This is a genomic window from Shewanella chilikensis (assembly GCF_037953065.1).
Lineage (GTDB): Bacteria > Pseudomonadota > Gammaproteobacteria > Enterobacterales > Shewanellaceae > Shewanella > Shewanella chilikensis.
The window spans coordinates 2,872,244-2,897,794 of the sequence record NZ_CP149966.1 but is presented as its reverse complement, the minus strand read 5'-3'; the positions used below and the strand labels follow the sequence as shown (position 1 = coordinate 2,897,794).

Here is a 25,551-nt window from a genome sequence, read left to right as displayed (position 1 = left end):
TCAGTTTCTGATGGGCGCAAGCGCCGATCTCAGTCCATCGCCGACCAGGTTGACGGCCAATACACTCAGCAGGATAGCGGCTCCCGGAATGGTCACAGTCCAGGGAGCGGTCAGCAGGTTATCCAGCCCCTGGAACACCATGGCGCCCCATTCGGATTTGGGCGCCTGGGCGCCGAGGTTGAGAAAACCCAGCGCGGCGATATCCAAAATGGCCGCTGATATTGCCAGCGTGGTTTGAATAATCACAGTCTCCCAGACATTGGGCATAATCACAAACCAGAATATCTGCAGACCATTGGCACCATCCAACTTGGCGGCGGTGACATACTCTTTTTGCAACTCTTCATGCACGGCTTGATGTATGGCGCGCACAAACTGAGGGGTGAGCGCAATCCCCACGGCCCAGAATACGTTCATCAGCCCTGGGCCCATTACCGCCACCACCAAAATGGCCATCAAGAGTGATGGAATCGACAGCAAGGCATCGAGCAGGTGCCCAAGGATACTGGACTTGAGGCCGCGCATCATCCCCGAGAATGAACCTATGATAAATCCGACCAGGAGCGCGGTGGCAACAATCGCCAGCGCCATGCCGAAGGTGTAGCTGGTGCCGTGCAGCAGGCGGGAAAAGATATCCCTGCCGAGATCGTCTGTACCGAGAAAGTGCTCAACCGTGCCGAGATCGTCCCAGGATGGTGGCAGTAACAGGGCGTTGGGATCTTGAAAATCGGCCGGGTAAGGGGCCATCATGGGCCCGAACATTGTCAGGATCAGCAGGCAGAGCACTCCCCAAAGCCCGGCAAGCGCAAAAGGGTTGGCGGCAAAGGTACGCCAGAGCTTGAGGCTGGGGGACGGAATATCGTCTTCCTGATAAATCTTAATTTGAGGCATAGAGTTCCTTCCTGCTGAGCGGATTGGTGGCCGTATGCAGCACTTCAATCAGAATACTCAGAAAGATAATCAGCAGCGCTACCGCCAGTGTACCGCCCTGGATCACAGTGTAATCCCGCTGATAGATACCAGATACCAGCCAGGAGCCTACTCCAGGCCAACTGAAGATTACCTCCACCACTATGGCATAACTGGCAAATGGCCCCAGCATAAGTCCCAGATGCTTGAGCAAGGGGATCAAGGCATTGGGCAGGGCGTGGCGCAAAACGATTTTGCTGGTTGGCAGACCTCTTGCCTCGGCGGCGCGGATATAGGTCTGGTTCATCACATTCATCATCGCCGAGCGGGTAATACGTACCACCACGGTAAAGGGCAACACAGACAAGGTCAGCGCTGGCAAGATTATATGCAAGGCGGCATCCTTAAAGGCGGATAAGCGGTATTGCGAGTCGGAAAGCAGGGTGTCTATCAGCATAAAGCCGGTCACAGGCTTGATTTCATAGAGCAGGTTTATCTGGCCGGAAATTGGCAGCCAACCCAGCCTGACACCGAACCAGAGTGACAGGGACAGCCCGAGCCAGAATACCGGAATTGAGTAACCTGTCAGTGTTACCGCCATGATGGCGTTTTGGGTTAGTTTCTGTTTACTCAATGAGGCCAGCACCCCCAGTGGCACCCCGAAGATGATGGCAAATAAACCGGATACAGTCGCCAGTTCGAAAGAGGCCGGCAATACCGCCAACAGCTCTTCTGCCACTGGCCTTTGAGAGGTCACCGAAATACCGAGATCGCCACTGAGTCTCTGGGTTAAATAACCCATAAACTGGGCAAAAGAGCCGCCATCGAGATGATAATCGGCAATGATTTGCGCCTCCTGGGCATCAGTCGGTGCCTGGATCCCGGTCAGGGCGTAGATGCGGTCAACCGGAAACAAACTGGTGGCATAGAAGAGTACACCAATCAGCAGCATAGAGGTGGCGACAAAGAGGTTGAGTCTGCGCAATAGGTAAGCAGCCATCATTCTTGATCCTTTGCGGGCGGCATTGGGGCATCAGCAGTCGCTTTATTGCCGTGGCCTATGTTGGCAAAGGCGATACCGCCAAAAGGCGTTAGGCTGGTTTCGGTCACGCTGGCATTTTTTAGCGCCATACGTTTGGCATGTGCCAGACTCACTAGCGGCATATCCTGTGCCAGAATCGCCTCGGCCTGGCGGTACAGCAAACTGCGACTTTCTCTGTCGGTCACGCGTCTGGCCTGGTTGAGCAGGCCGTCAAATTTGGGGTTACACCAGCGGGAACGGTTGTTGTTGGAGGCGATGGAGCCACAACTGAGCAAGGGGGTAAAGAAGTTATCCGGATCGCTGTTGTCGGCGTTCCAGCCGATGAGTACTGAGTCATAGTCACTGCGCGCCAGTTTTTGGGTGAACACACTCCAATCGTAGTTGACGATATTGACCTTGACACCTATGGTCGCCAAATCGGCCTGGATCAGCTCGGCGGTCTTCAGCGCATTGGGGTTGTATATTCGTGCCACAGGCATCGCCCAGATATCCAGCTCCAGTTTATCTATGCCGGCTTCATCCAACAGCGCTCTGGCTTTGTCAGGAGCATATTCATAACTCTTGGCTGAATCGGAATAGGCCCAGGAGGAGGGCGGCAGAATACCGGTTGCCTCGACGGCAGTGTCCTGATAAACGGCTTTGAGCAGGTTTTGCTTGTCGATGGCGTAGGCCAGCGCCCGTCTGACCCTGACATCATTGAACGGCGGTTTTTGGGTATTGAAGGCCCAATAGGCCACGTTCATCCCGGGGCGGCTCTCCAAAACCAGGTTGTCGTGCTGCTCAATAACCGGCAACTCACCGGCCTTGGGCAAGGCCGAGACGCTGCAATCGCCGGTGATCAGCTTGGCCAGGCGGGTAGTGCTTCGTGGCGTGATATCGAACACCAGCATTTCAGACTGCGGCATATTGCCCCAGTAACCTGGGTGGCGCCGGTAGCGGATATATTCATTCTTAACGTATTGCACCAGCATAAAGGGGCCTGTCCCTACCGGCTGGTTATCCAACTGTTGTGGGCTGCCTTGGGCGAGAAGCTGATCGGCATACTCTTTGGAAAGGATTACCGCAAAGTCGGTGGCCAGATTGGACAGGAATGAAGCATCGGGTTGGTTGAGTTCAAATCTGACTCGGTATTCGCTCAGTTTGCTGATGGATTTTATCAGCCCGGCAAAGCCTATGCTTTGGAAGAAGGGGTAACCGCCCTGAGCTACCTCATGGAAAGGGTGCTGTTTGTCTATGATGCGATTGAAACTGAACAGCACATCATCTGCATTGAAATGCCGGCTGGGGTGAAAGTATGGCTGTTCGTGAAATAGGGTACGCTGGCGCAACTCAAACTCATAACTGAGGCCGTCTTCGCTTATTCGCCACTCGGTTGCCAGTGCCGGGATGATATCGCCGCTCTCGGGATCATAATCCACCAGGCGGCTATAAATTTGGTGCGAGGTGGCATCGATTGTGGTTCCCGAGGTCACCAGCTGCGGGTTGAACGACTCGGGATTGCCCTCGGAGCAGTAAACCAGGCCGGAAGGCACTTTCTGTTGACCACAGCCGCCAAGCAGCATTGTCAGAGCCAGGCCGGTCAGTATGCACCCGGTCAGTTTCAGGCGCCGACATGAGCGGAATAAACGCCCAGTGGCAAGGCGTCCGTAGAGCTTGCTCCTGGAGACTTGCGCCATTGCATCAGAGCCTCGCCCGGGGCTTAACGTCAGCAGATTCATTACAAAATCGTTAGTTATTCAGATGTTGACCGAACATTTTAGCAGTGCAGCCGTTACCTGGGCAATCGGCTTATGCCTTATCGAGCAAATTGTATTTTTTCAGTATGCCTCTGAGCTGATGGTAGCTAAGTCCCAGTAGCTCGGCGGTTTTCTTTTGATTGAACTGGCTGGCACTGAGCGCACGTTGAATCAGGTCGGTCTCGAAGTCTTCACAGCATTGTTTGAAGTCCACCGGGAACTGTATCTGGTTTGCCGAAGGTTCCGGGCTATCGCTCGTCGGTGCGGCGGCACTGCCGGCAAGGACTTCATTGCCAACTTCAGCGGTCGCCAACTGGCGACTATGGGTCTTGACTCGCTTGGTGGGCCGGTAGGGCGAGGCAAAGGGGTCGAGCACTATGTTTTCAATCGGTTCGGGGTTATGGCCATGGCGATAGACGCTGCGCTCTATGGCATTTTTAAGCTCCCGAATATTACCCGGCCAGTTGTGATCCATCATGGTCGCCACGGCTGCGGCGGCAAAACCGGTAAACAGCTCCAGCTTGAGCTGGCGCGCCATCCCCACGGCAAAGTATTCGGCCAATGGCAGAATATCTTCCCGGCGGCAGCGCAGCGGCGGCAGGGTGATCACATCGAATGCCAAACGGTCGAGCAGATCGGCTCGAAACTCGCCGGCTTCCGCCAGACTGGGTAAGTCTTCATTGGCGGCGCAGATTAGACGTACATCGGCATTGAGGGTCTTACTGCCGCCCACCCTTTCATATTCACCATATTCAATAACCCGCAGCAGCTTCTCCTGAATGAGGCCGGACGTATTGGCCAGCTCATCAAGAAACAGGGTGCCGCCGTCGGCGCGCTCGAAGCGGCCTTCATGACGTCCCTTGGCGCCGGTAAATGCGCCGGACTCATGGCCAAACAGTTCACTTTCCAGTAGATTTTCACTCAGAGAGGAACAATTGAGCTTGATAAAACTCTGATCCCAGCGTTGGGAAAGATAGTGCAGACGTTCGGCGATCAACTCTTTACCCGTCCCCCGCTCACCTATGATAAGCACAGGTTTGGACAGTGGTGCGATTTGGGAAACGTGCTCCAACACCTCCAACAGGGCATTGGATTGACCGATAAGATTGTCTTGCTGATAGGGATTGGCCACGATAACAGTTAGTCTTTAACGCTAATAATTGGTGAAAATCATAATATGCGGGTAGGTTAAATAAATAAAGCAAAAGTTAAGATTTATATTAACTCATTGATATTATTAACAAATTAAAAGTTGGCACGGGATCTGTATTACAAGAACCGAGACCCACAATAAATGTAGAGGACAGGATTATGGGAATTTTCACACGTTTTGCCGACATCATTAATGCCAACATCAGTGCCTTGCTGGACAAGGCAGAAGATCCGGAAAAAATGGTGCGCCTGATCATTCAGGAAATGGAAGATACCCTGGTTGAAGTACGTTCTACTTCGGCTAAAGTATTGGCAGAGAAGAAAGAGTTACTCCGCCGTATTGGCAAAGTGCAACTTCAGGTGCAGGATTGGCAGGAAAAGGCCGAGCTGGCACTGACCAAGGACAGGGAAGATCTGGCCAAGGCCGCGCTGGTTGAAAAGCAAAAAGCCGCAGCGCTGGCGCAAACCCTGGAGCAAGAGCTCGAGGTGGTTGAAGAGCATATCGCCCGCCTGAAAGAGGAAGTGGGTCAACTGCAGGAAAAGCTGGCCGATGCCAAGGCTCGCCAGAAGACCATCATAATGCGCAAGCAAACTGCTTCTTCACGCCTGGAAGTGAAAAAGCAGCTGGATTCCAGCAAAATCGACAATGCCATGCTCAAGTTTGAACAGTATGAGCGTCGCATCGAAGGTCTGGAGGCTGAAGTTGAGTCCTATGATCTGGGTGGCAAGAAGTCCAGTCTGGAAGAGGAATTTGCGGCACTCAAGGCCGAAGATTCTGTCAGCGCCGAGCTGGAAGCCTTGAAGGCCAAGGTGAAAGGCGATAGCGCCAAAACCAAAAAATAATACAGACTCAGAGGTGATTTATGGATATGGACTTACTGCTGGCACCCCTGATTATCTTCATGATCTTTGTGGCGCCAATCTGGTTGATTCTGCATTATCGCAGTAAAAGTCAGGTGAGCCAGGGGCTTACCGAGGCAGAGTTCAAACAGCTTAACGATTTGATAGACACAGCTGATAAGATGGGCCAAAGGATTGAAACGCTGGAAGCCATCCTGGATGCCGAGTCCCCGGAATGGAGGCAACGTCATGACTGAATCAGGCAAGCGTACTCTTTACCGCATTCCCCAGCAAAGGAAGATAGCCGGGGTCTGTGCCGGGGTAGCCGAGTACTTTAATCTGGAACCTTGGTTGGTTCGGGTCGCTACGGTTTCAATCCTTGTGCTCGGTGGCTATGGAATGGTGATTATCACCTATCTGGTGCTGTGGATGATACTGGATGTCAAACCTTGGACAGCTAAAGACACCCATAAGGACATTGGGGTCAAGAAAAAGGTCTGGCAAGCCGGGGAGCCCGCCGGGCAAGCGCTCAGAGATGTAAGCAATCGCTTTCAATCGCTGGAGCATAGGCTCAGGGCACTCGAACAACATGTCACCTCTGAGCAGTTCGAGTTGAAAAGACAGTTCAACAACCTATAAATCCTTGTTCAAGGGGCGGTGTTTACCGCCCCGTTTGTTTGTATCAGGAGACTTATGGCAAGCGTCAGGCAAGAGTTCGGCAAACTCAAATATAAAACCCGCGAGTTGGCACAGCGCACTACAGACAGGCATCTTAGGTTGGCGGTTACCGGCCTTTCCGGCGCCGGCAAGACGGCCTTTATTACCGCGCTGGTGGATAGACTGCTGCGCGCCGGTACTGAGGCTGATGGCAGGGGCTTACCCCTATTTCAGGTGTGCCGCGACGGACGTTTACTCGGGGTTAGGCGGGAGCTGCAGCCGGATTTGACCATAGCCAGTTTTGACTTTGATGCGGCGATTGCCAGCTTGACCGCGGCCAAGCCCAGTTGGCCGGCATCGACCCGCAGTATCAGTGAGCTGCGGCTGACGCTCAAATATGTGCCTACAAGAGGGATGCTGGCAAAATTGGCTGACAGCGCCAAGCTGCATCTTGACATAGTCGATTACCCCGGGGAGTGGTTGCTGGACTTGCCCATGTTGAGTCAGGACTTTAACCGCTGGTCCGAAACCCGTTTTGCTCGGCAATCAACCCTGGAAGCCTCGCCTCTTTACCCTAAATTTGCTGCAGCGCTGGCGGCGCTGGATTTGTACGCCGATGCCGACGATCAGGCGCTGGCCGCCATTGCCGAAAGTTATCGGTTACTACTGCTGGATCTGGTGCATCAACAGGGGTTTTATCAGGCACAGCCGGGGCGAATGTTGCTGCCCGGAGAACTGGCCGGTACGCCACTTTTGGCCTTTTTTCCCCTGTTACCCGAGCAACTCAAAGACAAACAGCAACTGGCATCGGCCGGACGTCGCAGTAATTATCAGGTGCTCAGGCACAGATATCAGCAATATCTGGCCAAGGTGGTTAAGCCCTTCTATCAGGAGTATTTTGCCGGTTTCGACCGTCAGTTAATTCTGGTGGATTGTTTCAGCGCCCTTAATCGTGGCAAGGCGCAGTTTGAAGATATGGCCGAAGCACTCAATGCCATTAGCGCCAGCTTCCAGTATGGCCAGTCCAATTTGCTGCGCCGTTTGTTTGCTCCTCGAATAGATACTCTGCTGTTTGCCGCCAGTAAAGTCGATCAGGTGACCCGGGATCAGCAGGGCAATGTGTTGTCACTGCTCAGTGCCATGCTGGCGCCCAGTCGGCAACAGGCCGGATTTGCCGGCAGTAGGGTGGAAACCATGGCCATCAGCGCCATCAAGGCGACCCGTCACGGTATGGTAAAAGATGCCGATGGCGCAGAAGTGGAAGTAGTCTGTGGCAGGCGCATGAGCGATGGCCAGAAGGTGACCCTGTATCCGGGCGAGGTGCCCAGAGCCTTGCCTGAGAAAGCGTTTTGGCAAAGGCAGGGATTTCATTTCTGTGAGTTTGCGCCGCCCGACAGCCAACCGGAACTAGGCTATGAACATATCCGGCTCGATCACCTGCTGGAGTTTCTTTTGGGCGACAAGTTGAGGTAAGTCGTGGCAAAACACAGTTCAGAAAAGCGTGTTGACAATGCTGCCGGCAACGGCAGTCACGCTGATGAAGCGCAAACCACAGAGTTGGCGCCGCAGAGAATTTTCAGTCATCAGCCGGAATCCGCCGTCGAATTGGCCGCGGCCAAGGATTTCCAAGGCGATGACTTTGTTGAATACCCCACAGAAGCCGAACTGGAACAAGTGCTGAGTGCACAGCCCAAGGCAGATCAACTCATCTCCCTCAAGCCCAAACGCTGGTCCTGGTTGGCGCGTTTGGCTCTGCTGGGCGTGATGGCGGCTGTTGTGGTGCAGACACTGCTTGGTCTTATCGATGCCTGGCGGGAAAGCCCTTGGCTGTTTGGTTTTTACAGCCTGGTGCTAGCCTTGGTGCTGGCCTGGGTTGGCAAGCTTTGTTTCGGGGAGTGGCGTAAACTCAAACGCCTGCGCCAGGTGGAAGATACTCAGCAAACCGGGCAACGCCTGCTCGGCAGTATGCAGATGGGCGAAGCGCGCGATTTTATCTATGGTATTTGCAAGCAGATGCCCAAGGGGCCGGAGCAGGACAGGCTGCAGACGCTGCTGAATCCGGAGCAGAATGATGCTGAGCAGTTGCAACTGTTTGATCAGGTAGTGCTGACCGAGCGTGACAAGGTTGGAATGAAGCTGGTGCGCCGTTATGCGGCCGAATCGGCGTTGTTGTTGGCGGCCAGCCCGCTGGCGGTACTGGATATGGCGCTGATCCTCTGGCGCAATCAGAAGATGATCCAGGATATCGCCCGCTGTTATGGGGTAGAGCTGGGTTATTGGAGCCGTATTCGGCTGATCCGCGGGATCCTGGTTAATATTCTCTATGCAGGCACCACAGAGCTTGCTAGCGACTTGGGTACCCAATTGCTGTCGGTAGAGATGTCCGGCAAGCTTTCGGCGCGGCTCGGTCAGGGACTGGGGGGCGGTTTGTTGACGGCGAGACTTGGCTATCAGGCGATGGCGCTTTGTCGGCCGCTGGCATTTTCCAGTGCCAGCAAGCCCAAACTGTCGCGGATCCACAAAGAACTACTATTGGAACTGAAGGATTTTTCCGCCTCAGTGCTGGCCAGAAAAACTGAACGTAACAAAGATTTTACAACCAAGGGGTAATGATTTTTGCTTGCCGATTTGGGCAAGTCTTGCTGACTCAGTATGTTGGTGCCAGGACAACTGAATCATCCCGGGCGAGAAGCCGAATAACAATATAAGGGATGGGCGGACTGACATGGGGAGTTAAGCATGCAACACAAGCAGCCAAAAGTACTGCACTCAGCCACACTGGCTATTCATGGTGGCCACTCGGGCGAGTCTTCCGGGGCATTGGTGTCGCCTTTATATCAGAGTGCCACCTTCTGTTTTGATACAGCCCAAAGCGGTGGTCGCCGCTTTGCCGGTGAAGAAGAGGGCTATATCTATACCCGCTTGGGTAACCCGACGGTTGCCGAGCTTGAGCGGCGTCTGGCGCTGCTTGAAGGCGCTGAAGCAGCAGCTGCTGCCGCGTCCGGCATGGGCGCGGTATCGGCGGCCTTGCTGGCATACTTGAGCTGTGGCGACCACCTGCTGGCTTCCTCGGCCGTCTATGGTTGCACTTTTTCATTGATGACAGAGCAGTTTGCCCGCTTCGGTATTGAGGTGTCTCTGGTGGATTTTGCCGATCTCGCGGCCGTCGAGGCGGCTATACGCCCCAACACTCGGGTGATTTTTTGCGAAACCCCGGTGAACCCGCATCTGGCCGTGTATGATCTCCGCGCCATAGCCGCTATCGCCAAGCGCCATCAACTGACCAGCATAGTGGACAACACCTTTATGACGCCGTTGCTGCAGCAGCCACTGCAGTTGGGAATCGATCTTGTTGTTCACAGCGCCACCAAGTATCTCAATGGCCACGGCGATGTTATTGCCGGTATCATCTGTGGCTCACTGGCGGCGATAACGGCCATCAAGCAACAACAACTAAAAGATATTGGCGCCGTGCTATCACCTTTCGATGCCTGGTTGATTTTGCGAGGCCTGAAAACCCTCTCGGTACGACTCGAACGTCATTGCGATAACGCCGAGCGCCTGGCGCAGTATCTCGAATCCCATAAAGCCGTGGCCAAGGTACATTATCCCGGGTTGGTTTCCCATCCGGGCCATCAGTTTATCGGCTCGCAGATGCGCAGGGCCGGTGGGGTGTTGGCGTTTGAGCTTAAGGCCGGTTTGGAGCAGTCCATGGCCTTTGTCAATCGACTGGCACTGTTCAAAATTGCCGTGAGTCTGGGGGATTGTGAGTCGCTTATTCAGCATCCGGCGTCCATGACCCATTCCCCCTATACCCAGGAGGCGCGTCTTAAAGCCGGCATAGGTGACAGCCTGCTGCGAATATCGGCCGGGCTTGAGGATGTGGATGACCTGATAGCTGATCTGGAGCAGGCACTGACAGTGATCAGTTAAAAGAGACAAGGCGAGCATGGCTCGCCTTGTTTTTCGGGCTTGAGAGAATCAAATGCCCCAGAAGGTGTGGGCTATGATATAGAGCACCAACATACTGATGAAGTTGATGATAACACCGACTCGCATCATTTCAGACTGCTTTATGTAGCCAGAGCCATAGACAATGGCGTTGGGTGGCGTGGCCACCGGCAGCATAAAGGCGCAGGATGCCGAAATACCTATGAGCACTGACAGCATCACAGGCGACAGCCCCAATGCTTCGGCGATAGCAGCAAACACAGGTACCAGCAGCGCAGCACTCGCGGTGTTACTGGCAAACTCTGTCAGCATGACCACAAAGAAAATGACCGCGAACACGAACAGCGACATATGGGTACTGCCGAAAATGTCTGTCATCCAATGGGCCAGGAAGACGCTGGTACCCGTGGCTTTCAGTACGGCACTCAGGGTCAGACCGCCGCCGAACAGTATCAGTACACCCCAATCGGTGGTTTTTTCTATCTTTTTCCAACCAACCAAGCCAAGTCCTGCCAGCAAAACTACTGCAGAAAGCGCGACTATGGTGTCAAACTGGCTGATACCACCGAGCGCCTCTGATAGGGGCTTACTGAAGATCCAGCAGCAAACTGTGGCCAGGAAAATAAGCAGGGTCAGTTTTCCCTGGAAACTCAGTTTCTGATTTTCGATATCCAGTTTGCATTCCACCGACAAGTCCGGTTTGAAATACAGATACAGGGCGATCAGCATGGTTGGCAGCATCAAGGCCACAGTCAAGAGACCAAACTCCAGCCAGTCGCTAAAGCTCAAGCCAGCTTGGGCAGCGGCAATGGCGTTTGGTGGACTACCTACCAGAGTGCCTATGCCACCAATGTTGGCCGAATAAGCGATACCCAGCAGCATAAAGACATAGGTGTTGTGCTGGCTCTCTCTATCCAGTTGCTGCAAGATCCCCAGTGCCAGAGGCAACATCATGGCCGCTGTGGCTGTGTTGCTGATCCACATAGACAGCAAAGCTGTTACTCCGAACAGCATCATACAGGCGATACTGAGTTTACCCTTGGAAGCCAGTAACACCTTTTGGGCTATAAGAGTATCGATTTTTTGATGGTGCAGGGCAGCAGCCAATACAAAACCACCAAAAAACAAATAGATAATTGGGTTGGCAAAGTTGCTCATGGCAGCTTTGGTTTCAAACACACCGAAAAATACCGCCAGAACCGGAATGAGTATCGCCGTGATACTCAAATGAATGGCTTCAGTAAGCCAGAGCACAGCGGCAAATACCAAGATAGACAGACCGGTATTTACCCCAGGTTCAAAAGGTAAAAAACTGTGCAATAGAAAAAGCAGCAAGATATCTGCGGCCAAGATCAACATGTTACGTTGTTGGACGCTCTTCTCTGTCTGCGAAGGGGGTAAGCTTTCCGTTTGTTCTAAAGACATTCTTAACTTCCTCGTCTTGTTTTTATGGCAAGCAATTTAGGGTATAGCTCACATTTGGCAAAGGGCTTTATTGGGTAACTTAACCACCTTGCGTAATACATTTGTATGAGAAATCTATCACGAAATTGGAAAATTGGAGAGATGGATCACCTAATTTTGATCGCCTTTGAGCGTTTTTTTGTTTCAAACGGTTAACTAAGAGGCACAGCCTCTATATTACTGAAAGAGAATGAAAGTTTAAAACGGTGATGCGTGTCACATTAAGCTGTTGTACTAATGTCTAGTTGCAATAATTTTGCAATATCCGTGCGCTGGTCTACATTTCTCTTAGGCCAAGGAAAAGGATCTCGGCCTCAATGACCATGACAAGGAGTCTTCAATGAAAACACCATTCTATGCTTTATTACTTGCAACTAGTTTGAGTTTCCCCCTTTACGCCGGAGAGCCCACCAAGGATAAAACTTCACAAACCCCGCAAGCCGGCCAAGCACAGGTTCACCAAATCAATATTAATACTGCTTCGGAATCTGAGCTGCAGCTACTGAAAGGGATTGGAGAAGCTAAGGCCAAAGCGATTGTGGAATATCGTAGCAGCCAAGGAAAATTCAAATCCATTGATGAGTTGGCTCAAGTGAAGGGGATTGGGGCTAAACTGGTCGAACAGAATAAACATCTATTGGTACTTTGAAGAGTAAGGGTAAACACAGGTTTTTGTTTATCTTATGTTCACTTAAAAGCACTAGGGGGCAAACGGAGGTTATTTCCCTTGATCCCGGCGGGGGCATGGTGGATAATCCACGGCGTTGCAGCAAGGCTGCAAATCTGTGGTGACCCCAGGGTCCCCCCGCAATGATAACTTGTGAACCCGGCCAGGCCCGGAAGGGAGCAACCGTAGCAAGTGACTCATGTGCCGGGGTGTGGCTCTGGGGGAACCTCCAATTCCAAACCTTTTCAAATGGTTAGCTTGAGATAAACCTTGGTGGTACACAAGGTGGTACACTTTGAGTCTAGCTAAAGCCGATTTCCACCCTTATCTCTGTTACTCCCGACACGATATTTAATGCGCCAGAAGCGCAGCCCCTCTATAGCGAAGACGCGCCAATGGCTACCATTAACACTTTCGTTTGGTATAAACAGCTGGCTACATGGACTGCGATGGCTTGGCTACCACCTCATTAACGGCCAAAACAAGACCGCCAAGAAGTAAAAGAATAGCAGCAGAGCGGCGACTTTATTTCCGCTGGTGAGGCTCAAACCCAGAGTTATCCGTGTTTCTTGATAACTGGGCCTGTGCTACCCCAGCGCTTGCTGCTCGGTTTCCAGTTTCGGGGGCAATTTGGATTTCAAAAACGCCCGCGATTTCTCTAATGCCTGGTAGATCTCGTTGCGCATTCTATCTTGCTCTTGGTAGTCGCCGTAGAAATAGGTGTCCACCAGATGGTGAATGTAGCGCACCGGTAGTTGATTGAGCGTGATACAAGCCAGATCTGCCACATAGTCGGTTGGCAGCTCATCCATCAACCCCTCTTCAGCGAGGATTTCCATTAACATCACTTCGTAGTAGTTGCGGATCTCTAGCTGCATAGGTGACGCTCCCAAAGTTTTGCTGCGTTAGGCTTGGTTGGTAGCAATTGGTTCGTAGCCTTTAGCGATACAGCTTAGTCGCGGCGCGAAATAATTGACTGTGTCTGAATGTTAATTGTAGAGGGTCTTTGCAGTATCCGCCTCCCGTGACACAGGCTATTGGTATTGCCGCGTCTCTGGCATGACGCAATACGCTCATATCCCGTTTGAATATGCCCTCAAGGCTGAGCTGCAGCAAACCGAGTTCATCTTCAGCATGCACATCGACCCCAGCGTCATAAAGAATGAGATCCGGCCTATGAGTCAAGAGCAGCAAAGGCAGTATCTGCTCCAGCGTTGAGAGGTACTCGTCATCAGCAGCGCCTTTTTCAAGCTCGATATCATAGTGAGAGTCTGCTTTACGGGCGGGGAAGTTTTGTCGGCAGTGTATTGAGCAACTGATGATGTTCGCATCGCCGGCTGTCATGGTGGCTGTGCCGTCGCCTTGATGGACGTCGCAGTCGATAATCAAAATCTTGTCCGCCAGCCCTTGGTTTATCATGCGTCTGGCACTGTAGACCAGGTCGTTGAAAATACAGTAACCGCTGCCAAAGTTTTGGTGAGCGTGATGGTAACCACCGCTGATATGCAGCGCTATGCCGTGCTCGAGCGCTTTTCGCGCCGCCAGCTCAGTACCGGCGACTGAGTGCAGTGTCCGCGCTAGCAGATGCTCGCTCCAGGGAAAGCCTATGCGGCGCATTGCCTTAGGATCCAACTGGTTGTGCATAAACCCGGCAACATATAGAGGACAATGCACAGAGGCGAGGGCAGTTTGGTTTGCAGGCTTTGGGGAACAGAGGCTAAATTGCCCGGAAAATGGAGTTTGGCACAGATACTTAAACAGGCGTTGATATTTGCTGATTGGAAATCTGTGCCGGGATGGTAACGCCAGCCTAGAATAGCTGGCGTGATACACCAAAGGGAGCATCTATCAGAGCTGTTTGATGGCCCAGCTCATGAACTCTTTGCGAGTCGCTTCATCGGCCTGTAACCACCAGTATTGCAGCATTTGCTGGGCATGGGCGGCACTGTCACCACCTTGGCCACTGGCCTTGGAAGCTGCTGGCATTGTCATGGCACTGACAGGTGATGGCTGGGATACAGGTGCCACAGGTCGGTTGGAGGCCATGTTACCTGAGGTTACGGCTGCAGCGGCGGTTTCAACATCTGGACCCTTGTTGCCATTGAACAGCTGTGACAGGAAAGTGGTTTCTTTCAGTTGAGTCAGTTCCACCTGGTAGTTGACCTGGCCCTTATCGGCGCGGGTAATGACGACCTGAGGGGTTTTGGCAAACTCTTTGGGTTTTTTGACGTAGTCACCATCCGCAGGCTTAAGGATGTACTCGTTGTCGCCTTCGGCTTTCAAGGTCAGAATGAAAGGAGAAGACTTAACGAAGCTTTGACTGTCGGAAAACTCATCATCGACCATGTCATGATAACGAATAGCAATCTTGTGGACACCTTCGGACAGTGCCAGCTCAGATTTGTGGTTGAAGTTGCTGGTTTCAATTTCTTTGCCATCCAGAGCCAGATATTCAAAAGACATAGGGATGGTCAGATTGGCCGCAAATACCGAGGAAGTGCTGAGCAGGGCCAGTATGGCCGAGGCGGTCAAGCGTAGTTTCATTGTTGCTCCTTAACGATTGTAACTCTGATGCGGACGTTCAAATGCCTGAATGCGATCTTCAATATAGCTGATCGCCTGCCTGCACTTACCGAGGCGGCGATGCATCAAAAGGATGTCATTCTGGACGGGGATTTTGTCAGTACTATGACAGTTTTCAAGCTTTGATTGCAATTGTTCAATCTTTTGTTCTATTTTTTTGGCCCAGTTCAGATGTTTGTTCAGCTCTTCGTACAATTGATGGCTGTTTTGCATAACACCTGCAGCTATCCAGCCAAAACCACTTTCCTGGTGTCGGCGGCCCTGACGTTGTTGGTAGCTTCTCCGCTTGCTGGCCTGCTGTAGCTTCTGGACCCTGGCGTTGAGACCTGTGGTGCCAAGGGCCCGTTTCAGGGCGACAAACCTGTCCTGAATACGCTCGCAGCTTAAGGCTATAGTGTGTTGGGCCAACTGATGGCGCAACTGTTTTTCCAGCTGATCTATGCTCTTGTGCAGCTGTTCCACACAGGGATAGAGCTGGGCACCATGCTGAATAAACAGTTCGCTGTTGAAGCGTTCAGTATCCTGCAGCAGTTTGCGCTGCGCCGCTGGTAAAGAAGCATCATGTTGCAGCACTTCTTGCTCCAACTGCCTGAGTTGTTCCCGCAGGCGTTGTACCAGTTGATTGGTGTTCAAAACCAGGCACTCCAGGCTAGATTGGCGGCGATAAGCACCACAATAGCAATAAAGAGTGGCCTGATAAACGGCATTCCGAAGCGGATAGCCGAGTGAGCGCCGATATAAGAACCCAGCATCATACACAAGCCCATCACCACACCGACCAAAAGGTGCACTTTACCTAGCAGCAGGAAAATCATCAATGCCGTGATATTGCTGACAAAAGTCATTGCCCTGGCCAAGGCGCTGCTGTGCAGGAAGGGCAGGCGGTAAAGTGCGGTCGAGCTGACCGCCCAAAAGGCGCCAATGCCCGGGCCGGCAAAGCCGTCGTAGGCGCCAAGCCCCAGCCCCTGAAGTATCTGTTTATGTTTTGCCGGCGTTTCGGTGACGGGTTTACACTGGCTACAGCCCATGGCTCCGGGTGAAAACAGCGAATAGAGTGCGATGGCGATAATAAGTAGTGGCAGAATTTTTTCCAGCCAACGGGTATCGATGAGATAAACGGCAATGCTGCCGATAACGGCGCCTATGGCGGTGGCAATAAAGGCGAACAGCCAGAACTTTGGCGTCAGCAACTGCTTGCGGTAATAGGTAAATGCCGCCATGGAGGAGCCGAAGCAGGCAGCCAGCTTATTGGTCCCCAGAGCCAGATGAGGCGGCATGCCCACGGTCAGCAAGGCAGGAATGGACAGCAGGCCGCCGCCACCGACTACGGCATCAATAAATCCGGCCAGCAGGCCGACTGCGGCCAATATGGCCCAGCTGCTGGGTTCGAGCAGAATATCCACTTTACATCCTGATTGAGCGCATCATTCGATAACGCGGCGGTAAGGCGGCAGGGCATCGAGCAGCGACGATCCGTATCTTTTGGTTACCAAACGCCTGTCCAATATGGTTATTCGGCCATAGTCCTGCTCTTTTCGCAACAGGCGGCCGCAACTCTGGATGAGTTTCCGTGACGCATCCGGAATAGTCAATTGTAAAAACGGGTTACCGCCTTTCATTTTGACATATTCTGCATGGGCCTGCTCTACCGGCGAGGTTGGCACGGCAAACGGTAGCTTGGTCACTATTAAATTGGTCAGGTAGTCGCCGGGAAGGTCGAGACCCTCGGAAAAACTGCCGGTACCAAAGATAATGCTGGGCTCACCTTTGTCACATTTCTGCTTATGCTGCTCGAGTAGATGCTGGCGTGGGGCACTGCCCTGGATCAGTGGTTCTGATACCAGCTTGTTGCGCAGTAGATCGGCCACCTTTTCCATCTGCCAGTAGGAGGCAAACAGTACCAGAGTGGCCATTTCACCCTCCACCAACTGCTTTATCTGGCTGGCGAGTTCTTCTGTGTAGGTGTCTTCGGTTGGCTCAGTGCGCATTTTCGGCAGGTAGAGAGTGGCGTTGTTTTCAAAATCGAAAGGAGATTGCAGCGCCAGATAGCGACTGCCATCATTGAGTGACAGGCCAACCTGATAGGCAAAATGCTCAAAGCGGTTCAGTGCTCTGAGAGTGGCGCTACATAGCACGACGCCGGCGGCTTTTTCCCACAACATATGTTCCAGCATATAGCCGACCTCGATTGGCGATGCACTGAAAAGGTAGTCCTGCTGCTTGCCGCTGAGGGCTTCAATCCAGCGGGCGGTGGGGGCACCTTTGGGGTTGTCCTCCTTGGCCATCATTTTCCAGAGCTTTTGCAGGTTTTCCAGGCGCTGCATCATAAAGCCGGTTTCACTCAAGAGGGCTTCGGCCTGATGCCTTGGCAATTCACCATCCTTGACGCTTTCGCTGAGGATAGCCTGCATCTTGTTGAATTGCTTGAGGGCATCGTTGGAGGCCGTGGCCAGGTTTTCTGCCTGGATCAACAGGGCGTCCGGCAGCTTGCCATGTTCGAACCGCAGGCGGTTTTCCGGGTTGGCAAAGAGTTTGGGTTGGGTATCACAGTAGTGGGCAACCTGATTCAGCAGACCGGTTAACTCTTCGATGCGATCCAACATCGCCTGCGCCGGGGCGATGATATTGTTGCTCTTTATTTGGTTTTGCAGTTTTGCAGTGGTCTTGCTGACTTTCTCCAGCCAATCACAGGCCCCTCTGAGCGTGGCCTGGGCGCTGGAGAAATCCCTGGCCACATTCGGCAGGTGATGGGCTTCGTCGATAACGTAATAAACTTCTTCCGGGTCCGGCAGAATCACACCGCCACCCAGTTCAAGGTCGGCCAGTAATAAACTATGGTTGGCAATAAGCACATCCCAGGTGTCAATATCTTCGCGGGCCTTGTGGAAGGGGCAGTGGCTGTGACTGGCCAGTTGGCGATGACAGCTGTGTTTGTCACAGGCTATCTGCTGCCACAGGTGGTCTGGCAGCGGCGTTTTGAGGGTATCAAGTTCACCATTCCAGCGGCCATCCTGATAGTCTTTGAGCAGAGCCTGCAACTGCTCAACCTGTGAGGTATCCGGCTTGGTTTGCCACATGGCCATCTGGCTGCCGTTGCCGTCACCGACCAACATCTCAAGCTTGGCCAAGCATACGTAACGCTGACGCCCTTTGACCAGACCGTAACGGAAGTTGAGCTTGGAGTGTTGCAGAAAAAACGGCAGATCTTTATGCAGCAACTGTTCCTGCAGCGCCACTGTGGCGGTGGCAATACAGACTTTTTTCTTGCTGGCCAGCGCCAGGGGTATGGTTCCCAGAATATAGGCCAGGGATTTACCTATACCAGTGCCTGCTTCAATCACCATGATCCGCCGCTGCTTGTCGTATTCACCGGCAAGTGTTTTGGAGATCTCCGCCACCATATAATTCTGCTCCCGGCGGGAACGGAAGTTGGGCAGTGCGGAGGCAATGTCCTTGTAGATCTCACGGATCTGGGTCTTTACATGGGCTGCTAGCATGAGACTCGGTTCTGGAAAATTATCCTGTATATAATACCAGTAATTTCTTATGCTAATAAACCACTAAAACGCGATTGTCCCGACACATGCCCCAAAACACGCCGCAAACCCTTAAGGGTCGTATTCTTACCCGTCATCTGGCTCAGAGAAATGAGGGATTATGCCTGCAATACTATCTGGCCACCGAGCAGGGGCCTGTGTTGGTTGAGGTGCCGGAGCAGGAACAGGTTTGCTTTGCCAAAGAGAAGGATGCGGCGGTTTTATGCCAGAGTTTAAGCCAGGTACGGGCCCAGCCGTTGGCGCTGAGAAACTTCGCCAAAGAGAAGGTTGCGGCGCTTTACAGTCGCAGTCGGCAACAGATGCGGTTACTGCAAAAGCAGGCCCAGGATCAGGGAATGCCCTTATATGAAGCCGATCTTAAACCCCAGCAGCGTTTCTTGATTGAACGCTTTATTGCGCTCGATGCCGAGTTTTACGGTTATTTCAGCGAGGAAAGCGGCGCGCTGCAACGGTTTGTTGCCAGCCGCGCCAGGAAAGCCTCGCTCAACAATATAGAACTGGCTGTTATTTCCCTCGATCTTGAATGCAGCATGCAGGGCGAGCTCTATTCCGCCGGACTCTACGGTCGTGACCGCGATGGAGCGCTGTTTCAGCGGGTGTACATGATAGGTCAAGCCCAGGGCGGGCCTGACTATATCCACTGGGTCAGGGATGAAGCAGCCCTGTTGCAGGCTTTGATTGACTGGTTCAGTCTCTGGGATCCGGACATCATAATAGGTTGGTCGGTTGTCAATTTTGACCTGGCACTGCTGAGCCGACGCTACGTCCATCATGGCATAGAAGCACGGCTTGGGCGGGGAGGCGTGCCCATGTCCTGGTTGGTAGAAGGCAAGTATCGGCCGGAAACCCTCTCCTTGCCCGGAAGAGTGGTGCTGGACGGTATAGACTGGCTCAAGGCCGCCTTCTATCAGTTTGAGCGCTATTCGCTCGAGTTCGTCTCCCGCGCACTCTTGAGTGAAGGCAAGGCGATAGATAAAGTTGAAGATCGCGGCCAGGAGATAAGCCAGCTCTTTCAAGAGGATAAATTGGCATTGGCCCACTACAATCTGACCGATTGCCGTCTGGTACTGGATATTTTCGATAAAACCGATTTATTGAATTTTGCCTTGGCCCGGGCGCAACTGACCGGGTTGGAGTTTGGTCGGGTAGGGGCTTCGGTGGCGGCGTTCAATCATCTCTACCTGCCACACTTGCACCGGGCCGGATTTGTGGCGCCAGCAGCACCGGCCAGTGACGGCCTGGAGAGTCCCGGCGGCTATGTGATGGACTCCATTCCGGGCCTTTACCGGGACATTCTGGTGCTGGACTTCAAGAGTCTATATCCTTCGATCATCCGTACTTTTTTAATCGACCCCATGGGGCTGGTGTTGGGTATGGGTGAACCCGAAGCCGAGACGGTACCCGGTTTTCTCGGTGCAAGATTCAGCCGTAAACAACCTATATTGCCAACGCTTATTGCCAAGTTGGCCCAAGAGCGGGAAAGTGCCAAGGCCCAAGCCAATGCGCCCCTGTCTCAGGCAATCAAGATCATCATGAATTCGCTTTATGGGGTACTGGGCTCTCGGGGCTGTGTGTTCCACGATGCCCGATTGGCAAGCTCAATTACCATGCGCGGTCATGAAATCATGCAGCAGACCAAACGTTGGATTGAGGATGAAGGCATGAGTGTCATCTATGGCGACACAGATTCGACATTTGTTTGGCTGGGACAGCAGCATGACATTACAGATCCGCAAGCCTTCGGCAGGGCGTTGGCTGCCAGGGTAACCGCCAAGTGGCAACAACATTTGGCGGATAATTTTCAGCTGCAGAGTCATCTGGAACTCGAGTTTGAGCGCCATTATGAACAGTTTCTGATGCCCACCCTCAGAGATTCGAAAGAAGGCTCCAAAAAGCGCTATGTCGGTGCCAGCCGCAATAGCCAAGGTCAGTTGGATATCATCTTCAAAGGCATGGAGCAGGTTCGCAGTGACTGGAGCCCTTTGGCCAGACGGATTCAATACGAGTTGTACCGGCGTATGTTCAATCATTTGGATGTGGTGGGCTTTCTGGCCACAGAAATAGAAGCGCTCAAACGCGGTGACTATGATAATGAGCTTATTTTCTCCAAGCGACTAAGGCGTAAATTGGATGCCTATCAGGCCAAGGCATCACCCCATGTCAAGGCGGCCAGACAACTGTTGGAGCACACCGGCGATTTGAGTTATGGCCGTTTGGGCACCCGGATTAATTATCTGGTAACAATCAATGGCCCCGAAGCAGTTTCCCTCAGACGTTCAGCCATTGATTATGACTACTATATTGAAAGGCAAATCAAGCCGATAGCCGATCCAATACTTTCCATAATGAAAGAAAGTTTTACCTCAATCAGCACTGGACAGCTGAGTTTAATCTGACACTAAAGTTGTTTCAAAAAGTTAACAAAGTTAATGTGTGGTTTTATTTCTGGATTTTTACGACCTTTATGGTTTTTTTTAAGGCAAAAGTAATAAAAAATGTGATTTTTATCTTTGCCGCTTTACGGAGCTTTTGCTAATCTTCGCTCCCCTTGGAAGGAAATAAAACAACGGAATGGGGTAGGCAGGCTGAAAACACTTAAGGTTACAACAAATGAACAAGACTCTCATCGCATCCGTCCTGGCAGGACTCTTAGCCGTTCCATCGGTACAAGCCATTGAAATCTATAAAGATCAAAAAAATGCAGTCTCAATCGGTGGTTTCGTTGATGTCCGAGTAATCAATACTCAGGGTGAAACGGAAGTCGTCAATGGTGCTTCCAGGATTAATTTTGGTTTTAGTCGTGAGTTAACCCACGGTTGGAACACATTTGCCAAATTGGAATGGGGCGTGAACCCTGTTGGCAGCAGCGATATTGTTTATAACAATCGCTTCGAATCAGTCCAGGATGAGTTCTTCTACAACCGTCTGGGCTACGCAGGCATTAGCCACGATAAATATGGCACTATTACTATTGGTAAACAATGGGGTGCCTGGTACGACGTGGTATACAACACTAACTACGGTTTTGTGTGGGATGGTAATGCTGCTGGTGTTTACACTTTCAACAAAGACGATGGCGCGGTAAACGGTGTTGGTCGTGGTGATAAAGTTGTTCAATACCGTAACAGCATCGGTGATGTGAGCTTTGCGGTTCAGGCACAATTAAAAAACAGTAGCTTCTATACCTGCGACATCGAAAACATCACTGAGAGTGCCTGTGAAGCAGAATGGAATGCAGGTAAGAAAGAAGCGCAACAGGTTACTTACGATTACACCTATGGTGCGTCTTTGACCTACAAGGCCACAGATAAATTCAGCTTAATGGCGGGTATAAACCGAGGTGAGTTTGATGTAGTCTATGGTACTGGTGAGCACAAAACCGCTGTTGATTTAATCTATGGTGTGGGCGCTACTTGGGGTGATTTTGACAAGAATGGATTATATGTTGCCGCAAATGCTCACAAAGAAGAAAATCATGATACTGATAACATCGGACGCTTGATTAAAGATGCCTATGGTGTTGAAACCTTAGTTTCTTACAAGTTTGATAATGGTCTACGTTCTTTTGTGTCTTATAACATTCTGGATGCAGGGAAAGACTATGTTATTCAACCAAACTTTAATGCCGATCCTAACGATGTGTTCAAGCGTCAGTTTGTGGTTGTAGGTTTACACTTTGTTTGGGATCTGAATACGGTTCTTTATGTTGAAGCACGTAAAGACTACAGCGACTTTACCAGCGCCGATAAAGCGCAAGAAGCTAGAATGTCATTATCTGAAGATGATGGTATCGCTATCGGTATTCGTTACACCCTTTGATTGTTAATAGAGTTGTTTAAAAAAGCGCCGAAAGGCGCTTTTTTTATTGGGGAAAAAAGTGTTCGTACGTCTTACCAAAAAGAGATATGTAACGCGTTTGTTACGATTGGGAGGGGTGAGACGGTTTTTATAAAACTCTATTAATTCATGGTGTTAATGTTTTCAGCTCTGGTTGAAGTGGGCAATCTTGGTGTAAGAGCCACTAGATTCATGCTAAATGAAATAATCTCATCTCTCTTTTGTTGTTAATTTTATATGCAATATTAACGTTTCAAATGTTGATAAAATGTTTGTTATGTGATTTTATTTGCGTGAAATTGTTGCAGGTAAACTCGTGTCTACCAGCAAACAACTAAAGGATCCGGACAAAGCATTTGGATCCGTTACCAAGACACAAGATGTCGAAAGGGAGATAAGTATGTATAAGAATAATTCGTTAACCAACGCAGTGCGTCTGGCATTGGTTGGTGGTGTTGCAGCGGCTGCTTTTAGCGCTCCAACCGTTTTGGCGGCCGAAGAAGGTGCTGACAATGTAGAGCGTATTCAGGTTACAGGCTCTCGTATCAAGCGCACCGATATGGAAACTGCAAGCCCTGTCAGTGTGATCGATGCTTCATCTATCATAGCGTCAGGTGCAGTGAATATTGACGACGTTCTGCAAAAAATGACCTCTGCCGGTGGTGCCATGACCAACGCCGGTATCAACAACGGCTCAGGCGGTAACTCGCGTATCAACCTGCGTGGTCTGGGTGACAACCGTACTTTGGTTCTGGTGAATGGTCGCCGTATGATTGCATCCGGTACCGGTGCTGCTTCTTCTGTTGACCTTAACACCATTCCGGTATCCATGATCCAGCGTGTCGAAGTACTGAAAGATGGCGCTTCTGCCATTTATGGTACCGATGCGATTGCCGGTGTGGTTAACATCATTCTGAAAAGAGATTTCGACGGTTTTGAAATCAACGTTCAAACTGGTCTTTCAGGTGAAGGTGACGCTGACGAGTCCAGCATCGACATGACATTGGGTAACACCTTCGAGAAAGGTAATGTCGTTGTTAATGCTCAATACACCAAGCGCGGTGATGCCAGCCAGGCTGACCGTGATTTTTCAAAGTGTCCTATTGCAGAAACAGGTCCAAAAGGGGAACGTAGCCTGTACTGCGGTGGTAGTAGCTATTCTCAAGGCGGTCACATCTGGGGTGACAACAACTTTGGTATCGTGGGCACCGGACCCGAAGGCGCTTATGCCATAGGTGACAAGGGCTACTATGGTGAGTACGTCGATAACGGCGAAGGCAAGCCTAAGTTCCAATACTTTGATGGTATGTCTGAAGCGGACCTGAGTGGCTTGGGTGGAACTTATCATGAGTTCAGCGATGCCGACAGATACAACTATGCCAAAGACAGCTATCTGTCGACGCCAATGGAGCGTTTGAACCTGTCCATGGCGGGTACTTATGAACTGACCGAATCGATTCGTTTCTTCACCGAAGCCATGTACTCCAAGCGTTGGTCCAATCAGCAAATGGCGCCTCAGCCAATCTGGAACAACTCTGCTTGGGTTTACAATCCTAAGTCAGCCGGTGGCTGGATGACCGACGAGCTGCTGCCTTGGGTGCAACCCGGTGAAGCACTGGCTTATGGTCGTCGTATGGTTGAGTCCGGTACCCGTGACTTTGACCAAGTAGTAGACACCATACGTATCGTTGTTGGCCTGGAAGGTGAGTTTGAAAATGGTTGGACTTGGGATGCTTCTTACAATAAAGGCAAGAACGACTCAACCGATACTTTAGCTAACCTGCACAACTTGGGTTCCATCAATGCTGCAGTTCTTGAAGGCACTTTCGATCCTTTCCTGCAATCATCATGGGAAGGTGAGAGCATCAAGCCATACATCTATACCGAAGTGAACAGCGGTGGCAGCGAGTTGGATATCATTGCGGCGACTCTGTCCGGCGATTTGTTTGAATTGCCTGCCGGTATAATGGGTTTTGCCGCGGGTTACGAGCATCGTAAAGAGGCTGCTCACTATACTCCGGATTCTCTGACTTCTCAGGGCTTGGCAAACGATCCTCGCGTTGAGCCAACCTCCGGTGATTTCAGCGTTAATGAATTTTACGCAGAATTGGCGATTCCACTGCTGAGCGAATTGCCTTTGGCGCAGCAAGTGGATCTGAGCGCCGCTATGCGTTACTTCGATTACAGCACTTTCGGTGATGATACTACCTGGAAATTGGGTCTGACCTGGCGTGTCTATGATGACCTGATGATCCGCGGTGGTATGTCCACTGCCTTCCGTGCGCCAACTGTATACGAACTGTATGGTGGTAAGTCACCATCATTCGAGCAGATTGTTCACCCTGCTACTGATCAGGATCAGGCTGAAGTGACTGTTGGTGGTAACGAAATGCTGACTCCTGAAGAGGCTGATATCACTACTTTGGGTCTGGTGTATTCACCAAGCTTTGTAGAAGGTCTGTCTCTGACCGTCGATTACTATGACATCGAGATTTCCAACACTATTACTTCAGTTGACAACAACTATATTGCCAACCAGTGTCTGGATGCAGGTGGGAACAAGATCAACACAGGCACTGCGCTGTGTCAGTCTTCCAATATTGAGCTCGACAATAGCGGTCGTATCAAGTTCGACAACGGTCTGCAGAACATAGGTGCTACCAATACCTCAGGTTACGACATCAACGTTGCCTACGTATTCGATGCCTTTGGATTGGACTGGAAGGCCGGCTGGGACAGCTCTATCCTGAGTGAGTATGAAGAGTTTGACCCGGATGGTAATGCGGTTGACTATCGTGGCTATATCACAGGTGGCGTGGGTGCTTATGCCAAGTTCAAGAGCAACCTGAACATTACCGCTGCCGGTGATGATTGGACTGTCACTTATGAAGCTCGCTACATCGACGGTATGGACTCGTTTGCTTGTAAGAAAAATGATGGCAGCTGCTACGCGCCTTCAGTAGACAGCGTGGTTTACCATGACCTGTCAGGTTCTTACGATATCACAGACCGCATCCGTGTATCCGGCGGTGTTAACAACCTGTTTGACAAAGAGCCTCCGTACTACACTGGTAACAACGACTCGAATACCGATCCTTATACTTATGATATGTTGGGCCGCTACTTCTTCGTTCGTGCCAGCATGAAGTTCTAATG

Annotated in this window: 21 protein-coding genes and 1 other RNA gene; 11 read left to right on the top strand and 11 right to left on the bottom strand. The window is 51.5% G+C overall.

Annotated elements, in window-relative coordinates; translation table 11 throughout:
- The 4 genes from WKR14_RS13130 to pspF form a co-directional block, all read right to left on the bottom strand.
- A complete protein-coding gene (locus tag WKR14_RS13130; RefSeq protein ID WP_039033894.1) occupies positions 1-891 on the bottom strand; it encodes an ABC transporter permease subunit in 891 nt (296 codons plus the stop codon).
- Positions 878-1,909 (bottom strand): ABC transporter permease, encoded by a 1,032-nt coding sequence (locus tag WKR14_RS13125; protein WP_101053464.1) that lies wholly within the window; start codon positions 1,907-1,909, stop codon positions 878-880. The genes WKR14_RS13130 and WKR14_RS13125 overlap by 14 nt, the downstream gene beginning before the upstream one ends.
- The gene (locus tag WKR14_RS13120) at positions 1,909-3,513 is read right to left on the bottom strand and encodes an ABC transporter substrate-binding protein (RefSeq protein ID WP_339087751.1); all 1,605 of its coding nucleotides are present in this window, start codon (positions 3,511-3,513) and stop codon (positions 1,909-1,911) included. The genes WKR14_RS13125 and WKR14_RS13120 overlap by 1 nt, the downstream gene beginning before the upstream one ends.
- A gap of 226 nt (positions 3,514-3,739) precedes the next feature.
- On the bottom strand, positions 3,740-4,819 hold the full coding sequence (pspF, locus tag WKR14_RS13115) for a phage shock protein operon transcriptional activator (protein ID WP_165565285.1): 1,080 nt from the start codon (positions 4,817-4,819) through the stop codon (positions 3,740-3,742).
- Between the two features lie 179 nt (positions 4,820-4,998).
- Here pspF and pspA point away from each other — a divergent pair, with 179 nt between their 5' ends.
- The 6 genes from pspA to WKR14_RS13085 all read left to right on the top strand — a co-directional run bounded on the left by pspA (position 4,999) and on the right by WKR14_RS13085 (position 10,269).
- Positions 4,999-5,682, top strand: a complete 684-nt coding sequence (gene pspA, locus WKR14_RS13110; protein ID WP_039033897.1) for a phage shock protein PspA — start codon at positions 4,999-5,001, stop codon at positions 5,680-5,682.
- Positions 5,683-5,702: 20 nt separating this feature from the next.
- A complete protein-coding gene (gene pspB / locus WKR14_RS13105; protein ID WP_101053374.1) occupies positions 5,703-5,936 on the top strand; it encodes an envelope stress response membrane protein PspB in 234 nt (77 codons plus the stop codon).
- On the top strand, positions 5,929-6,318 hold the full coding sequence (gene pspC / locus WKR14_RS13100; RefSeq protein ID WP_101053376.1) for an envelope stress response membrane protein PspC: 390 nt from the start codon (positions 5,929-5,931) through the stop codon (positions 6,316-6,318). The genes pspB and pspC overlap by 8 nt, the downstream gene beginning before the upstream one ends.
- A gap of 54 nt (positions 6,319-6,372) precedes the next feature.
- The gene (locus tag WKR14_RS13095; RefSeq protein ID WP_224866389.1) at positions 6,373-7,809 is read left to right on the top strand and encodes a YcjX family protein; all 1,437 of its coding nucleotides are present in this window, start codon (positions 6,373-6,375) and stop codon (positions 7,807-7,809) included.
- Positions 7,810-7,812: 3 nt separating this feature from the next.
- On the top strand, positions 7,813-8,946 hold the full coding sequence (locus WKR14_RS13090) for a TIGR01620 family protein (protein ID WP_339086429.1): 1,134 nt from the start codon (positions 7,813-7,815) through the stop codon (positions 8,944-8,946).
- Between the two features lie 129 nt (positions 8,947-9,075).
- On the top strand, positions 9,076-10,269 hold the full coding sequence (locus WKR14_RS13085) for a trans-sulfuration enzyme family protein (RefSeq protein ID WP_165565282.1): 1,194 nt from the start codon (positions 9,076-9,078) through the stop codon (positions 10,267-10,269).
- A 48-nt stretch (positions 10,270-10,317) separates the two neighbouring features.
- Here the strand turns inward: WKR14_RS13085 and WKR14_RS13080 are convergent, their stop codons facing one another.
- A complete protein-coding gene (locus WKR14_RS13080) occupies positions 10,318-11,712 on the bottom strand; it encodes a DASS family sodium-coupled anion symporter (RefSeq protein ID WP_165565281.1) in 1,395 nt (464 codons plus the stop codon).
- Between the two features lie 379 nt (positions 11,713-12,091).
- On the opposite strand from WKR14_RS13080, the gene WKR14_RS13075 reads away from it, so the two are divergent.
- Together WKR14_RS13075 and ffs are read left to right on the top strand one after the other, a co-directional pair.
- Complete coding sequence (locus WKR14_RS13075) at positions 12,092-12,400, top strand: ComEA family DNA-binding protein (protein ID WP_101053386.1); 309 nt, start codon at positions 12,092-12,094, stop codon at positions 12,398-12,400.
- Between the two features lie 145 nt (positions 12,401-12,545).
- Positions 12,546-12,642, top strand: an RNA gene (gene ffs, locus WKR14_RS13070) — signal recognition particle sRNA small type.
- Positions 12,643-13,005: 363 nt separating this feature from the next.
- On the opposite strand, the gene WKR14_RS13065 is transcribed toward ffs, so the two are convergent.
- From WKR14_RS13065 to dinG, 6 genes are all read right to left on the bottom strand, one after another.
- The gene (locus WKR14_RS13065) at positions 13,006-13,296 is read right to left on the bottom strand and encodes a late competence development ComFB family protein (protein ID WP_101053398.1); all 291 of its coding nucleotides are present in this window, start codon (positions 13,294-13,296) and stop codon (positions 13,006-13,008) included.
- A 61-nt stretch (positions 13,297-13,357) separates the two neighbouring features.
- On the bottom strand, positions 13,358-14,263 hold the full coding sequence (locus WKR14_RS13060; RefSeq protein ID WP_339086426.1) for a histone deacetylase: 906 nt from the start codon (positions 14,261-14,263) through the stop codon (positions 13,358-13,360).
- A 3-nt stretch (positions 14,264-14,266) separates the two neighbouring features.
- A complete protein-coding gene (locus tag WKR14_RS13055; RefSeq protein WP_339086424.1) occupies positions 14,267-14,962 on the bottom strand; it encodes a DUF2057 domain-containing protein in 696 nt (231 codons plus the stop codon).
- Between the two features lie 9 nt (positions 14,963-14,971).
- Positions 14,972-15,634: a primosomal replication protein gene (locus WKR14_RS13050; RefSeq protein WP_101053404.1), complete on the bottom strand. Its 663-nt coding sequence runs from the start codon at positions 15,632-15,634 to the stop codon at positions 14,972-14,974.
- Entirely contained in the window at positions 15,631-16,404 is a 774-nt protein-coding gene (locus tag WKR14_RS13045) for a TSUP family transporter (protein ID WP_101053406.1), read from the bottom strand. Before WKR14_RS13045 ends, WKR14_RS13050 begins: the two co-directional genes overlap by 4 nt.
- Positions 16,405-16,425: 21 nt before the next feature.
- Positions 16,426-18,498, bottom strand: coding sequence for an ATP-dependent DNA helicase DinG (dinG, locus tag WKR14_RS13040; protein ID WP_101053408.1), 2,073 nt, complete (start codon positions 18,496-18,498; stop codon positions 16,426-16,428).
- Positions 18,499-18,584: 86 nt separating this feature from the next.
- Between dinG and WKR14_RS13035 the strand changes: the two genes are divergently transcribed.
- The 3 genes from WKR14_RS13035 to WKR14_RS13025 all read left to right on the top strand — a co-directional run bounded on the left by WKR14_RS13035 (position 18,585) and on the right by WKR14_RS13025 (position 25,549).
- On the top strand, positions 18,585-20,954 hold the full coding sequence (locus tag WKR14_RS13035) for a DNA polymerase II (RefSeq protein ID WP_101053410.1): 2,370 nt from the start codon (positions 18,585-18,587) through the stop codon (positions 20,952-20,954).
- Positions 20,955-21,168: 214 nt separating this feature from the next.
- Positions 21,169-22,377 carry a porin gene (locus WKR14_RS13030; RefSeq protein WP_101053412.1) on the top strand — a complete coding sequence of 403 codons (1,209 nt, stop codon included), beginning with the start codon at positions 21,169-21,171 and terminating at the stop codon, positions 22,375-22,377.
- Between the two features lie 418 nt (positions 22,378-22,795).
- A complete protein-coding gene (locus tag WKR14_RS13025) occupies positions 22,796-25,549 on the top strand; it encodes a TonB-dependent receptor (protein ID WP_165565278.1) in 2,754 nt (917 codons plus the stop codon).
- Positions 25,550-25,551 lie beyond the last annotated feature (2 nt).

Excerpts from the sequence above, each read along its gene's own strand:
- WKR14_RS13125 (WP_101053464.1), bottom strand. The coding sequence starts at position 1,909 with ATGGCTGCTTACCTATTGCGCAGACTCAACCTCTTTGTCGCCACCTCT.
- pspB (WP_101053374.1), top strand. The coding sequence starts at position 5,703 with ATGGATATGGACTTACTGCTGGCACCCCTGATTATCTTCATGATCTTT.
- dinG (WP_101053408.1), bottom strand. The coding sequence starts at position 18,498 with ATGCTAGCAGCCCATGTAAAGACCCAGATCCGTGAGATCTACAAGGAC.
- WKR14_RS13060 (WP_339086426.1), bottom strand. The coding sequence starts at position 14,263 with ATGCTCCCTTTGGTGTATCACGCCAGCTATTCTAGGCTGGCGTTACCA.
- WKR14_RS13065 (WP_101053398.1), bottom strand. The coding sequence starts at position 13,296 with ATGCAGCTAGAGATCCGCAACTACTACGAAGTGATGTTAATGGAAATC.
- WKR14_RS13095 (WP_224866389.1), top strand. The coding sequence starts at position 6,373 with ATGGCAAGCGTCAGGCAAGAGTTCGGCAAACTCAAATATAAAACCCGC.
- WKR14_RS13025 (WP_165565278.1), top strand. The coding sequence starts at position 22,796 with ATGTATAAGAATAATTCGTTAACCAACGCAGTGCGTCTGGCATTGGTT.
- pspA (WP_039033897.1), top strand. The coding sequence starts at position 4,999 with ATGGGAATTTTCACACGTTTTGCCGACATCATTAATGCCAACATCAGT.
- WKR14_RS13075 (WP_101053386.1), top strand. The coding sequence starts at position 12,092 with ATGAAAACACCATTCTATGCTTTATTACTTGCAACTAGTTTGAGTTTC.
- WKR14_RS13035 (WP_101053410.1), top strand. The coding sequence starts at position 18,585 with ATGCCCCAAAACACGCCGCAAACCCTTAAGGGTCGTATTCTTACCCGT.
- WKR14_RS13120 (WP_339087751.1), bottom strand. The coding sequence starts at position 3,513 with ATGCTGCTTGGCGGCTGTGGTCAACAGAAAGTGCCTTCCGGCCTGGTT.
- pspC (WP_101053376.1), top strand. The coding sequence starts at position 5,929 with ATGACTGAATCAGGCAAGCGTACTCTTTACCGCATTCCCCAGCAAAGG.
- WKR14_RS13085 (WP_165565282.1), top strand. The coding sequence starts at position 9,076 with ATGCAACACAAGCAGCCAAAAGTACTGCACTCAGCCACACTGGCTATT.
- WKR14_RS13080 (WP_165565281.1), bottom strand. The coding sequence starts at position 11,712 with ATGTCTTTAGAACAAACGGAAAGCTTACCCCCTTCGCAGACAGAGAAG.
- WKR14_RS13030 (WP_101053412.1), top strand. The coding sequence starts at position 21,169 with ATGAACAAGACTCTCATCGCATCCGTCCTGGCAGGACTCTTAGCCGTT.
- WKR14_RS13130 (WP_039033894.1), bottom strand. The coding sequence starts at position 891 with ATGCCTCAAATTAAGATTTATCAGGAAGACGATATTCCGTCCCCCAGC.
- WKR14_RS13055 (WP_339086424.1), bottom strand. The coding sequence starts at position 14,962 with ATGAAACTACGCTTGACCGCCTCGGCCATACTGGCCCTGCTCAGCACT.